This window comes from Sulfuriferula multivorans (assembly GCF_003851125.1).
GTDB lineage: Bacteria > Pseudomonadota > Gammaproteobacteria > Burkholderiales > Sulfuriferulaceae > Sulfuriferula > Sulfuriferula multivorans.
Genome location: NZ_BGOW01000033.1, coordinates 38,735 through 51,395 on the forward strand (window position 1 = coordinate 38,735; position 12,661 = coordinate 51,395).

The 12,661-nt window shown below is 56.7% G+C and carries 17 protein-coding genes; 13 read left to right on the forward strand and 4 right to left on the reverse strand.

Going from position 1 to position 12,661, the window contains the following annotated elements; translation table 11 throughout:
* Positions 1-49: 49 nt before the first annotated feature.
* The 3 genes from EI185_RS14140 to EI185_RS14150 all read right to left on the reverse strand — a co-directional run bounded on the left by EI185_RS14140 (position 50) and on the right by EI185_RS14150 (position 2,752).
* Positions 50-313 (reverse strand): FmdB family zinc ribbon protein, encoded by a 264-nt coding sequence (locus EI185_RS14140; RefSeq protein ID WP_306308288.1) that lies wholly within the window; start codon positions 311-313, stop codon positions 50-52.
* 85 nt (positions 314-398) lie between these two features.
* Entirely contained in the window at positions 399-1,052 is a 654-nt protein-coding gene (locus tag EI185_RS14145; RefSeq protein ID WP_124705801.1) for a beta-class carbonic anhydrase, read from the reverse strand.
* A gap of 353 nt (positions 1,053-1,405) precedes the next feature.
* Entirely contained in the window at positions 1,406-2,752 is a 1,347-nt protein-coding gene (locus tag EI185_RS14150) for a sigma-54 interaction domain-containing protein (RefSeq protein ID WP_124705802.1), read from the reverse strand.
* Positions 2,753-2,985: 233 nt separating this feature from the next.
* Here EI185_RS14150 and EI185_RS14155 point away from each other — a divergent pair, with 233 nt between their 5' ends.
* The gene (locus tag EI185_RS14155; RefSeq protein WP_124705803.1) at positions 2,986-4,254 is read left to right on the forward strand and encodes an NAD(P)/FAD-dependent oxidoreductase; all 1,269 of its coding nucleotides are present in this window, start codon (positions 2,986-2,988) and stop codon (positions 4,252-4,254) included.
* Positions 4,255-4,516: 262 nt separating this feature from the next.
* Here the strand turns inward: EI185_RS14155 and EI185_RS14160 are convergent, their stop codons facing one another.
* Positions 4,517-4,894, reverse strand: coding sequence for a winged helix-turn-helix domain-containing protein (locus tag EI185_RS14160; RefSeq protein ID WP_124705804.1), 378 nt, complete (start codon positions 4,892-4,894; stop codon positions 4,517-4,519).
* A gap of 101 nt (positions 4,895-4,995) precedes the next feature.
* Here EI185_RS14160 and EI185_RS14165 point away from each other — a divergent pair, with 101 nt between their 5' ends.
* From EI185_RS14165 to EI185_RS14220, 12 genes are all read left to right on the forward strand, one after another.
* On the forward strand, positions 4,996-5,472 hold the full coding sequence (locus EI185_RS14165; RefSeq protein WP_124705805.1) for a DUF302 domain-containing protein: 477 nt from the start codon (positions 4,996-4,998) through the stop codon (positions 5,470-5,472).
* A gap of 67 nt (positions 5,473-5,539) precedes the next feature.
* On the forward strand, positions 5,540-5,887 hold the full coding sequence (locus tag EI185_RS14170; RefSeq protein WP_124705806.1) for a metalloregulator ArsR/SmtB family transcription factor: 348 nt from the start codon (positions 5,540-5,542) through the stop codon (positions 5,885-5,887).
* Between the two features lie 65 nt (positions 5,888-5,952).
* A complete protein-coding gene (locus tag EI185_RS14175; protein ID WP_124705807.1) occupies positions 5,953-6,462 on the forward strand; it encodes an arsenate reductase ArsC in 510 nt (169 codons plus the stop codon).
* Positions 6,463-6,500: 38 nt separating this feature from the next.
* Positions 6,501-7,460 (forward strand): permease, encoded by a 960-nt coding sequence (locus EI185_RS14180; protein ID WP_124705808.1) that lies wholly within the window; start codon positions 6,501-6,503, stop codon positions 7,458-7,460.
* Complete coding sequence (locus EI185_RS14185; protein WP_124705809.1) at positions 7,457-7,765, forward strand: hypothetical protein; 309 nt, start codon at positions 7,457-7,459, stop codon at positions 7,763-7,765. The genes EI185_RS14180 and EI185_RS14185 overlap by 4 nt, the downstream gene beginning before the upstream one ends.
* A 13-nt stretch (positions 7,766-7,778) precedes the next feature.
* Positions 7,779-8,009 (forward strand): thioredoxin family protein, encoded by a 231-nt coding sequence (locus EI185_RS14190; protein WP_124705810.1) that lies wholly within the window; start codon positions 7,779-7,781, stop codon positions 8,007-8,009.
* The gene (locus tag EI185_RS14195; protein WP_124705811.1) at positions 8,006-8,413 is read left to right on the forward strand and encodes an arsenate reductase ArsC; all 408 of its coding nucleotides are present in this window, start codon (positions 8,006-8,008) and stop codon (positions 8,411-8,413) included. Before EI185_RS14190 ends, EI185_RS14195 begins: the two co-directional genes overlap by 4 nt.
* Before the next feature lie 6 nt (positions 8,414-8,419).
* Entirely contained in the window at positions 8,420-9,733 is a 1,314-nt protein-coding gene (locus EI185_RS14200) for an arsenic transporter (RefSeq protein WP_124705812.1), read from the forward strand.
* Between the two features lie 27 nt (positions 9,734-9,760).
* Complete coding sequence (gene crcB / locus EI185_RS14205; RefSeq protein WP_124705813.1) at positions 9,761-10,144, forward strand: fluoride efflux transporter CrcB; 384 nt, start codon at positions 9,761-9,763, stop codon at positions 10,142-10,144.
* A gap of 4 nt (positions 10,145-10,148) precedes the next feature.
* Positions 10,149-10,463: a DUF190 domain-containing protein gene (locus EI185_RS14210; RefSeq protein WP_124705814.1), complete on the forward strand. Its 315-nt coding sequence runs from the start codon at positions 10,149-10,151 to the stop codon at positions 10,461-10,463.
* Positions 10,464-10,468: 5 nt separating this feature from the next.
* Positions 10,469-11,227, forward strand: coding sequence for a sulfite exporter TauE/SafE family protein (locus EI185_RS14215; RefSeq protein WP_124705815.1), 759 nt, complete (start codon positions 10,469-10,471; stop codon positions 11,225-11,227).
* A 70-nt stretch (positions 11,228-11,297) separates the two neighbouring features.
* Positions 11,298-12,659 carry an NfeD family protein gene (locus EI185_RS14220; RefSeq protein WP_223247857.1) on the forward strand — a complete coding sequence of 454 codons (1,362 nt, stop codon included), beginning with the start codon at positions 11,298-11,300 and terminating at the stop codon, positions 12,657-12,659.
* The last annotated feature ends 2 nt before the right edge of the window (positions 12,660-12,661 follow it).

Genomic DNA, 12,661 nt, shown 5'->3' on the forward strand with positions numbered 1-12,661 from the left:
AGTGGCGCGCCGGCTATTTTTCCAGACTACGCCAAAAAATTGATTGCGTTCAAGAATGTTGACGTTGCCCACATCCGCACCCGGACCCGTGTACGTGTTTCTCCTGTCCTGGTTTTGGTTGCAGCGAGCGCATTGCCAGATCACGACCGCGCGCCATATGGCCATGCATCGCCGGGGCCGTGAGGATTACTTTAGCGGTAGCAGCCCCGCATATCGGGCAATCCGGGCTGGGGGCACTGATTGCATGGTGTGCTTCAAATTGTAGCTTGCATTGCGTGCACTGGTAATCATAAGTAGGCATCTGGAACCTCATTTTGTAGGTTGGCGCGTTTCCCGGAAACGCCACGGCGTGGACACCCGTTACGCCAGGCGCCCACGCTTGGGTTTCCTTTAAGAGACTAGCTCCAGCGCGCAGGTTGCTTCCCCTTGACGCCGAATTGGCTGGCGGTAACGTCGGTCCGGGACCGTTTTTCCGGATCCCGGGTCGGCGCCCTTAGCCGACGCGTCTCCACCTCCCAGACCCAGCCGCTGATGACCACATCCTTGGGAATGAGGGGATGATTTTTGAATGCCTCGATTGTTTTCATGCAGGTTTCGTCTACGTCGTCCATCATCCCGATCCACTTGGCGAACGCGCCTTTCTCCAGCTTCAATTCCGGCAGTGTTGGGTCCATTGCGATATTGTCCGTATCGACCCCCTTGTCACGTAACATCTTTTCCAGATCGGTCGCGTTCGCAGACAGCATGCCGCATTGCGTATGCTGCACGATGACGATTTCCTCAGTACCAAAGAAATTGCAGGTCAGCATCGCCGAACGGATTGCATCGTCGGTGACGATTCCTCCGGCGTTGCGGAAGCAGTGCGCATCACCATGCCCGGCTGGCGTGTCTACGTGAATGCCGAGCGCTTCGTCTACCGGCAGGCGTTCGTCCATACAGGCAAGCACCCACAATTTCCGGTCGTTAGCCCCGGCCGGTCCATGACGGCGGCGTTTTTCCCAGATGTCGTATGCAGCGACGTGCGCTGTCAGTTGCTCTTTGAGAGTTGTCATTTTCAGTCTCCTCGGTAAAAGGCTACAAATTTAGAATTCCTTGAGCAGCCTGACTGCTACGGAAGTTGCACAAGGAAATTGGTTGCGGGCGATTACCCGCACCCCTGACTAGCAAGCCTCATACCAAAAATATATTTTATTAAAATTCAATAGGTTATATTTATCCACTTGGCATCAAGCGGTTTCAATTTCGTGCCGAAAACAAGTTGATTGCTTGTAATTCATTGAATTAAATGATGATATTTAAATGAAAAAAAGCTTCTTAGTGGGAAGTAACGCTGCTTAAGGTGGGGTGATGGAACAATCGGACGTCGCGCTACCCTGACGGGGGCTTATTCCATCGCAATGAAAACTCAGGCCAGTTTGTAATGCTTCAGTTTGCGATACAGGGTGCGTTCGCTGATACCCAGCACATCCGCCACATTGCGGCGATGGCCGTTGTGGCTGATCAACAGCTCGGCAATGTGATGCGCCTCCAGTTCCGCAATGGAGGATCCAGATGGACTGCCCGTCCTGGTCGTGTCGCTGGGCGTTCCGGAAGGTGCATGGTTGTGCATGGATGAGTGGCCGCCAAGGTGGATATGCGCGGCGCTGATGATGCCGTGGCTGCTCATGGCCACGGCTTTCAGCAAAATATTGCGCAGTTCCCGCACATTGCCCGGAAAGCTATACCGCATCAATTTTTCCAGAGCGTCATCGGTGAGCTTGCAGCGAGGCGCACCCGCCTGAGTAATGCGTTTGAGCATGGCCTCTGCCAGTGCCGGGATGTCACCGCTCCGTTCCCTCAAACTCGGCAGAGCCAAGTCTATGCCAGCAATACGGTAATACAGGTCGAGGCGAAAGAGTTTGGCTTCGGCCATCTCCAGCAGGTCGCGGTTGGTGGCCGAGATCAGCCGCACATCGGCGCGTAACGTATCTGTGCCGCCGAGGCGGCGGAACTCGCCGGTTTCCAGTACCCGCAACAGTTTGGCCTGCATATTGGACGGGATTTCTCCGGCTTCATCCAGAAACAGGGTACCGCCGTCGGCCAGTTCGAATAACCCCTGCCGCCTTCCTATACAGCCAGTAAACGCGCCACGCTCGTGACCAAACAGCTCATCCTCGAACATGGTCTCTGCAATGGAGGCGCAATTCACTGCGATGAAGGGTTTGTTGCGCCGTGTCGAGCGGCGATGAATGTACTGCGCTGCCAGTTCCTTGCCGACTCCGCTTTCGCCCAGCAGCAGGATGGCGGCCTCGGATTCGGCGGCACGGGTAAGTTGGTCAAGGCAGGCAAGAAAAGCAGGCGAATTGCCGATCATGCGCAGGTCTTCACAGTCCAGTTCATCCGAATTGGCGATGTGGAAAATCGCTTCGCCCAGATAGCGGTGCTGGCCGGGACCCTGGATTGGATGCCCCTTGATACGTGCGTATTCCGGGCGATTATGGCGGTCGAAATGGGTATGGATGACTTCATGTGTCTGGCCGCTACGAAACACTTCCTGATGCGGGCAGTCCTCGCCATTCTGATGACAGGGAACCGGAGAGCGGTGCGATACCTCGTGGCAGGTTTTCCCCACCACTTCGTTTTTATCCATCGCATAGGTAACGCAATAAGCACGGTTGGCTGCAACGATGCGGTAGTTTTCGTCTATCAGCACAAAAGGATTTTCCTGTACGTCAATCAGGGATTGGAGTTCCGGTGCAAGCAGGGTATCCATAAGCATTATTCCTGACAGAGTGTCATGACATGAATGTGTCAGCTTAGTATAAAGCGGCCAAAATGACATGACGTTTTTGGATAGAACATGTAGTGATTTGAACGATTCTTTTTGTAATCAAAGTATTGAAATGGTGGCATAAGTATTGCAAAGCCATGATGCATGGGGCGACACCTGCGCAGCAGATGTTCACCATAAAAACCGATATTCAACAGATTGCAGAGGATGACCAAATGGCACACATCGTTATCATTGGCGCGGGTATTGGCGGCATGCCCATGGCTTACGAAATGCGCGAACAGGCACGCAAGGATGACAAGGTGACGGTTATTTCAGATACCGATACTTTCCACTTCGTCCCTTCCAACCCATGGGTGGGTGTGAAATGGCGCACTCGAGCAGACATTGCCTTCCCCATTGCCAATTATTTACAGAAAAAAAATATCGATTTCATCCACAGTGGCGCCAAACGCGTACATCCGGACAAAAATCAGGTCGAGCTGATGGATGGACGTAACGTCGATTACGATTACCTGATTATCGCCACCGGTCCCAAATTGGCGTTTGACGAAGTACCCGGTCTGGGGCCTGAGGGGCATACCCATTCCATTTGTCATGTCGATCACGCTGAAAAATCCGCCCAAAAATGGGAGGATTTCTGCGCCAATCCTGGCCCCATCGTCGTGGGTGCGGTGCAGATGGCCTCCTGCTATGGGCCGGCCTACGAATATGCCTTCATCATGGACACCGATCTCAAGCGCCGCAAGATACGCGACAAGGTGCCGATGACTTTTGTCACCGCCGAACCCTATATTGGCCACCTTGGCTTGGGCGGCGTGGGGGACTCCAAGGGCTTGCTGGAATCCGCCATGCGTGACCGCCACATCAAGTGGATATGCAATGCCAAAACCACCAAAGTCGAGGCGGGCAAGATGTTCGTCACGGAGCTCAACGACGACGGCAGCGTGAAAAAGGAACACGAACTGCCGTTCGACTACGCGATGATGCTGCCCGCGTTTAAAGGCGTAGACGCAGTATTCGGCATCGAGGGGCTGACCAACCCGCGCGGTTTCATCCTGATCGATCCCTATCAGCGCAACCCCAGGTTTCAGAACATCTATTCGGTGGGTGTGTGCGTCGCCATTCCTCCGGTGGAAGTCACGCCGGTGCCCACTGGCGCGCCCAAGACCGGCTACATGATCGAATCCATGGTTGCAGCCACCGCGCTCAATATCCGCAGCGCCCTGGATGGCAGGGAGCCGATGGAAAAGGCCACCTGGAATGCCATCTGTCTGGCCGACTTCGGCGATACCGGCGCGGCCTTTGTGGCCCTGCCACAAATCCCGCCGCGCAACGTCAACTGGTTCAAGGAAGGAAAGTGGGTTCACCTGGCGAAAGTTGCGTTTGAAAAATATTTCATCCGCAAGATGAAACAAGGTACCACCGAGCCGCTGTATGAAAAATATGTATTAGGGGCCTTGGGGATTAAAAAACTCAAGTGACGGGATTGAGACGTTCTGCCAGCTGCAATTCTGCATCGACAAAGTGACATGGCCGAACCACAGGGATGGTAAATGACCTGCTCTGTGTGTTCGGGGCACCTCTATAAATTCAAAATCCTAAGCGAGACAAGGCGCGAAAGTGATTTTAGCGCGCAGCATATGCTTGATATGTAAGCGATAAAATTTCTTGAGCAACGCAGTATCGCGACGGAGTTTGGATTTATAGAGGTGCCCTTCGGTATTTCCCTGGCTAAATCCACTACTACTGAATCGTACCTTCACCCGTCACCAATGCAACCGAAAATTCCTGCTCAAGCTGGCCAAGAAAATCCTGGTGACGTTGTTCCAGTTGGCGATATGCAGCGATCAATGCCAGCGCCTGCGGGGTAAGACGCGCGCCGCCACCGCCCTTACCGCCGGTGCTGGTGTTCACCAGCGGAGAATTGAACGCATTACCCATTGCATCCACGGCATCCCAGGCAGCTTTGTAACTCATTTTCATGGCGCGGGCAGCCTGCGAAATAGACCCGGTCGCGCCAATTTTTTCCAGCAGCTCCACGCGCCCGCGACCCAGCATGTTTTTGCCCGCTGCGGTCAGCCAGATGCGTCCGCGTATGCGAATATTGGCGGTATCTGTCATGGCTTTTTCCTGCAGTTGAAATATCATATTGTAACCAAGCTGCGTTGCTGGATACTTGCTTGTGGTGCCCTTTGGATGAAGATATTTTGAGGAGATGCAGCATGAAAACAATGAAATTGTTTCTGGCAGTAGTCCTGATGGCATGCGCGCTGGGCAGCCATGCCGCGGATAAAGATTCCTACAGCGTGGTGTATACAGCGCACGGCGATTTTGAATTCATCCGCGATGCGATAGCCGCCGCCGTTGAGGGCCAGGGGCTGAAAATCAATCATTTCAACAAGATTTCCGCCATGCTGGACAATACCGCAGCGGCGGTGGGATCTACCCGGAAGATTTATCTCAATGCCGAGCAGATTGAGTTTTGCAGCGCCACCGTCTCGCGTCAGATGATGGAAGCCGACCCGCATAGCGTGGCAATGTGCCCCTATATCATTTCGATATATAACTTGCCGGCTGATCCAAAAACCATCTATGTCAGCTACCGCAAGCCGCCCGTCGTTAGTTCTCCAAAATCCAGAGCAGCATTTCGTGCGGAAGAAAAACTGCTCGACAGGATTATCAAAGAAGGTATCCAGTAATACCGGCCGGGTTCTGGTCGTTTAGGCAAAACTTGATACATTCGATAAAACGAATATAATTGCCGCCATGCTCAGCGAACAGGCCCTTTTCGAAATTCTGTGTGACGCCACCCGTCGCCGCATTCTCAGCCTGTTGCGGCGCGAAGGCGAGCTGTGTGTGTGCGAGCTTTATTACGCGCTGGACATGCCGCAGCCCAAGGTGTCACGCCACTTGAGCGTGATGCGCGAAGCCGACATGCTGCTAGTGCGGCGTGAAGGTACGTGGGTTTTTTATCGGCTGAATGCTCAGATACCGGCTTGGTGTGATCGCATTCTGACGCAGATGAACGACGTCTGGCGCGCGAATCCGACGCATGTGCAGGATGCGGCGAAACTGGCTGACATGAGCAACCGTCCGGCACGCTGTTGCGCCTGAGATTTTTTTGTCTTCTTATATTCGTTTTGGCGTATGTATTTTCGAATCTGGTAAGGAGTTGCGGCTTGGACAATAAGGTTTTCAATGTGCTGTTCCTGTGTACCGGCAATTCAGCGCGGTCAATTCTGGCCGAGGCTTTGTTGAATCGCTTGGGAAACGGACGTTTTCATGCCTCCAGTGCGGGCAGTCACCCCGGTGGGACAGTGAATCCATTTGCCCTCGAACTGTTGGAAAAAAGCGGCTTGCCAGTGGCAGATTTGCGCAGCAAGTCGTGGGATGAATTTACGCTGCCCGGTACACCGGTGTTCGATTTCGTCTTTACTGTGTGCGATAACGCTGCCGGGGAGGTATGCCCGGTCTGGCCGGGTCAGCCGATGACGGCGCATTGGGGGATTGAAGACCCGGCAGCCGTAGACGGCAGCGATGACGTCAAGCGCAAGGCGTTCCACACGGCGTATACGCAACTCAATCGCCGGCTGTCCATATTCACCTGTTTGCCGATCGCCAAGCTGGATGCCTTGTCACTGAAACACGCGCTGGATGATATTGGCCATTTACGTGAGCGCGGCGAATAATATGAAGCGTGACAAGCATAACAACCTGAAGGGCTGTGATGTTTGAGGCATTGGCCGACTGGCTAGTGTATGACCTGGGCGGCATGCAGGGTAGCGCGCTGGGGGATGCGCTGCATTTCTTCGTCATGGATGTGACCAAGATACTGGTGTTGCTCACGCTGGTGATTTACCTGATGGGGCTGCTGCGCGCATTGCTCAAACCCGAGCGTGTGCGTGAATTCGTGCGCAAGCGCTCGAATCTGTCGGCGCGGTTTACGGCAGTGGGGCTGGGCGCAGTGACACCGTTTTGCTCGTGTTCCTCGGTGCCGCTGTTCATCGGTTTTGTCGAGGCGGGCATCCCGCTGGGGGTGACGCTATCGTTTCTGATCGCGAGCCCGATGATCAATGAAGTCGCCGTGGTGGTACTGGCATCGGCCATCGGCTGGAAGTTCACCGCCTTGTATGTGGTGACGGGCCTGACGGTGGCGCTGATCGGCGGCTTCGTGCTGGAGCGTTTCAAGCCCGAGCGCTGGGTAGAAGACTATGTGTGGAAAATCCACATGGGCGAGGCGGCCCAGATTGAACCGGATAATTCGCTGGCTGCGCGCCACGTCTACGCCATGGGTCAGGTGCGCGAGATTGTTGGACGCATCTGGAAATATGTGCTGATCGGGGTCGGCGTGGGCGCGCTGATTCACGGCTTTGTACCGGCGGATTTTGTCGTCAAGGTCGCGGGCGGCGGCGGGGCATTGTCGGTACTGGCTGCCGTGTTGATCGGTGTGCCGCTGTATTCCGATGCGGTCGGCATTATCCCGATTGCCGAAGTGCTGCTGCACAAGGGGGTGCCCATCGGTACCGTGCTGGCGTTCATGATGGCGGTCACGGCGCTGTCGTTTCCGGAAATGATCATTTTGCGCAAGGTCGTGAAGTGGCCGCTGCTGGCGTTGTTTGCCGGCTATCTGGCGCTGGCGTTCTGGGTCGTGGGTGTGTCGTTTAATTTTTTAAGAGGTGTGTTATGAGCAATACAGAACTGCATCCGTCCATTGTGGCGCTGGTGTCGCTGGCGGCCAATGTGGCCGCCAATCATCCCGGTCAGGGTCTGTGCCAGCTGGACAAACTCAAGCAATACGGCGTCAGCGCCGAACAGATTGATCTGGTGGTGGACATCGCCCGTCATATCCGCGACGAAGCGGGTACCAAACTGGACGAACGTTTCGACGCCGAACTGGCAGCGCGCACGTCTGCTGTGCGCACCCCGCTGACCATCCCGGTAGTGGCAGCAGCGTGCTGCACGCCGACGCCTTCTGGCAAATCCTGCTGTTAATCGAGGTTGGATCATGAAAAATATCAAGGTACTCGGCACCGGCTGTGCCAATTGCACTGCCACGCTCAAGCTGATTGAACAGGTGGCGGCCGCCCGAGGCGCAGCAATCGAGCTGGAAAAGGTCGAAGACATCGCCCGGATTCTGGGTTATGGCGTGATGTCCACGCCCGGTGTGATGATCGATGGAAAAATCGTGCATGCCGGTGGCGTGCCCGCTAAATCAACTGTGGAAGGCTGGCTATGAGCAAGAAAACCGTTTTGATTTTGTGTACCGGCAATTCCTGTCGCAGCCAGATGGCAGAAGCGTTGGTGAATCACGATCTGGGTGACGCAGTGCATGCGATCTCCGCAGGCACGCGGCCCCAGCCGAAAGTGGCCGATGGTGCGATTGCCGCGCTGCAGGATCTGGGTATTGCGACTGACGGCCTGTACCCCAAGGATGTGGATGCGGTCATGAACGAGGCGATTGATCTGGTGATTACCGTGTGCGACAACGCCAAGGAAGCATGCCCGGTATTCCCGCGCGCCATTCCCAGCGTGCACATGCCGTTTCACGATCCGCACGGCGAACCGCTGGAGAGCTTCATGCGCGTGCGCGATGAAATCCGCGCCAAGCTGGTGGCAGAAGTCGCACGGCGTTTGGGATAAGCAGCCATGCTGGTTGCGCTGCTTATTTTTCTGGTGACGCTGGCCCTTGTCATCCGCCAGCCCAAAGGCCTGGGCATCGGCACTGCGGCCTGGCTGGGGGCGGGGGCGGCGCTGCTGGCGGGTACGGTATCGCTGACCGACATTCCCACCGTCTGGCACATTGTCTGGGATGCCACCTTCACGCTGATAGCGCTGATCCTGATTTCGCTGATCCTCGATGCGGCGGGATTTTTCGAGTGGTCGGCGCTGCATGTGGCGCGTTGGGCGCAGGGATCGGGCCGGGCGCTGTTTGTGCTGATTGTGCTGCTGGGCAGCGTGATTGCGGCACTGTTTGCAAATGACGGTGCAGTGTTAATTCTGACGCCACTGGTCGTCGAAATGCTGCGCGCGCTGCGCTTTTCGCCGCCTGCGATGCTGGCGTTCGTGATGGCGGCGGGGTTTGTATCGGATTCGGCCAGCCTGCCCTTCAAGATTTCCAATCTGGTCAATATCGTTGCCGCCAACTACGCAGGCATAGGCTTTGCCGATTACGCGGCGGTGATGGGGGTGGTCAACCTGGTATCGGTCGCGGCTTCGTTGCTGGTGCTGGCCTGGTATTTCCGCCGCGATGTGCCACCCGCTTACGATGCTGCCCAGCTTGCTGATCCCGCGGGCGTGATTCGCGACCCGTTTGTATTTCGCGCCGGTTGGGTGGTCTTGCCCAGTTTGCTGGTGGGCTATTTTCTGTCGCAACGCTGGGGCGTGCCGACCTCGCTGATTACCGGGGCAGGCGCCTTGTTATTGATGCTTGCCGCAGGCCGTGAGCATCTGCTCAGGCGTCAACCCAACGCGGTCATCCCGGTATGGACTATCCTGCGCGGGGCGCCTTGGCAGGTGGTGGTTTTTTCGCTGGGCATGTATCTGGTGGTATATGGTCTGGGCGACCACGGTCTGACCGCAGGCCTGTCCCATGCACTGGAATGGCTGGCAAGTTATGGCCTCACCGCAGCCACGCTGGGCACGGGCTTCATGATGGCGGCACTGTCGGCACTGATGAACAATATGCCCGCGGTACTGGCCGGCAGCCTCGCCGTGGCGCATGCGCAGGTCGATCCGGCGATACGCGAGGCGATGGTTTATGCCAACATCGTCGGCTGCGATCTCGGCCCCAAGATCACCCCCATCGGCAGCCTCGCCACCCTGCTGTGGCTGCATGTGCTGGCGCAGCGGGGCATGACGATAGGCTGGGGGCAGTATTTCCGCATTGGCATCGTACTCACCGTGCCGGTACTGTTCGCCACGCTGTTTGCGCTGGCGGGCTGGCTGAGTTTTTTGCGTTAAACCCGCGCTTCACGCTATCCTTGCAACATGGGATTGAACGCTTTTGTTGCTATTGGAGTGGGCGCGGCGCTGGGTGCATGGCTGCGCTGGGGGCTGGGGCTGTGGCTGAACCCGCTGTTTCCCACGTTGCCGATGGGTACGCTGGCGGCTAATTTGCTGGGCGGTTATCTGATCGGGCTGGCGATGGCTTTTTTCGCCAGCTATACCGGGCTGGCGCCGGAAGCACGGCTGCTGGTGATTACCGGATTTCTGGGCGGATTGACCACGTTCTCCACTTTTTCTGCCGAGATATTCACGCTGCTCTCGCGCCAGCAATGGGGCTGGGGACTGACGTCGGTGTTCCTGCATCTGGTCGGCTCGGTGCTGATGACTGCGCTCGGCGTGCTCACCTTCAAATTTTTGAAAGCCTGATGCCATGCAAGACCACTGGCTGCGCCTCTATACTTCCGAAAAACAAAAACACGCCGGCAAGCCGCTGTATGAATGGCTGCTGGAAACCGCACGCAAGCAAGGTATCGCAGGCGGTACGGTATTCCGGGCGACCGCCGGATTCGGCCGCCATGGCTTCACTGAGGAAGCCTTCTTCGAGCTGGCAGGCGAACTGCCGATGCTGGTGGAATTCATCGCCAGCGCGGAACAGGTCGAAGCGCTGCTGGCCCTCTGCACGCAGCAAAACCTGCGCCTGTTCTATACCCGCATCCCCATTACCCACGGCATCACCGGTTCCTGAAAGGCATGACGTCTTACGCCGACCAGGGCATCCTGTTCGTCGCGTCTTTCGTCGCCAACTGGTTTTCTGCACTGTCCGGCGGAGGCGCGGGGCTGATCCAGTTTCCCATGCTGATTTTCCTCGGACTGCCCTTCGGCGTGGCGCTGGCCACGCATAAAGTTGCCAGTGTGGCGCTGGGGCTGGGTGCAACGATTCGTTACCTCAAGGGGAACCATCTGGAGCGGCGTTTTTCCCTGATCATCCTCGGGGCAGGCTTGCCCGGCGTGGTACTGGGGGCCGGCACCATCCTGCAGATATCGCCGCGCATTGCCATTTTTTTGCTGGGTGTGTTGACACTGGGCCTGGGGGTGTATTCGGTATTTAAACCGCGTCTGGGCATGGATTACGCACCGAAAAATCAGCACGGTAGCGGGCTGCTGACTGGCATGTTCGGTCTGTTCGTAGTTGGCTTTCTGAATGGCTCGATCACTTCCGGTACCGGCTTGTTCCTGACCATCTGGCTGATTCATCATTTCGGCCTCGATTACAAACGCGCCGTGGCTTACACACTGGTGCTGTGTGGTTTGGTCTGGAACGGTACCGGCGCCGTGGTGCTGGGCTATCTGGGCACGATCGCCTGGGGCTGGATGCCGGCGCTACTGGCGGGTTCGATTCTGGGTGGCTATTTCGGCAGCCACATTGCCATCAAAAAAGGCAATTTGTGGATCAAGCGTGCATTTGAAGTAATCACCATCCTCATTGGTCTCAAGCTGGTTCTGGGCTGAAACTGCGGCGGCTATCATATTCCGTAACAAAATAAACGCGGTACGGGGTCTATAGTGAGAATCGGTCAACGTGAATCACCTCCTCGCTATGAAGCGTTTTTCCATTTTCATATTGCTGCTACTGGCATTGGGCTGGAGTGCGCCCGCCTGGGCCAGCGCGCCGGTGCTGCTGTTGAAGGTGGATGGCGCTATCGGCCCTGCCACTGCGGATTACGTGACACGCGGGCTGGAACACGCCGCCCGGGACGGTGCGCAGCTGGTGGTGTTGCAAATGGACACGCCGGGCGGGCTCGACACCGCCATGCGCCAGATTATCAAGGCGATTCTCGCCGCACCGGTGCCGGTGGCCAGTTATGTCGCGCCCAGCGGCGCGCGTGCCGCCAGCGCCGGCACCTACATCCTATACGCCAGCCAAATTGCGGCGATGGCGCCCGGTACCAATCTGGGCGCTGCCACTCCGGTGCAGATCGGCATGCCGGGGGCACGTGAAGTGCAAGGTGCTGGCGAAGGCGCCGGAAAATCCGCACAGACGTCCAAGGATGCCATGGCGAAGAAGGCGACCAACGACGCAGTCGCCTACATCCGCGGCCTTGCCCAGTTGCGCGGACGTAATGCCCAGTGGGCAGAACAGGCAGTTCGTGAAGCGGCCAGCCTGCCTGCCGGAGAAGCACTCAAAATCGGGGTGATTGATTATGTGGCGCCAGACCTGCCGCAATTGCTCAAACAGATGGATGGCAAGCAGGTCAGCGTAATCGGTGGCGAGCGCACCCTGGCCACCGCCGGCGCACCCATCATCACTTACCAGGCCGATTGGCGCACGCGTTTCCTGGCGGTGATTACCGATCCCAGCGTGGCACTGATTCTGCTCATGATCGGCGCATACGGCCTGTTTTTCGAATTTTTCAACCCCGGCTTTGTGGCCCCCGGTGTGCTGGGCGGCATCTGTTTGTTGCTGGCGTTGTATGCTTTCCAGCTGCTGCCGGTGAACTACGCCGGACTGATGCTGATTCTGCTGGGCATTGCATTCATGGTGGCGGAAGGGTTTGCGCCCAGTTTTGGCGTGCTCGGTATTGGCGGGGTAGCCGCTTTTGTGTTTGGCGCGGTGATATTGATTGACACCGAACAACCCGGATTTGGTATCCCGGTTGGCTTGATAGTATCAATGGGGGTTATCAGCGCGATATTCATTGCAAGCCTGGCCGGCATGGCGCTAAAAGCGCGGCGCAGAACGGTGGTGAGCGGGGCCGAGCAACTGCTCGGCAGCGTCGGCGAGGTGGTTAAATGCAGCGAAGATATTTGCTGGGCGCGCGTTCACAGCGAATTGTGGCAGATCAAAAGCACTAAAGTTCTGACTCCCGGCCAGCATATCCGGGTCACTGGCAGGGAAGGCCTGACGCTTATTGTCATGCCTCAATTTGAAAAAGGAGTCTGAGC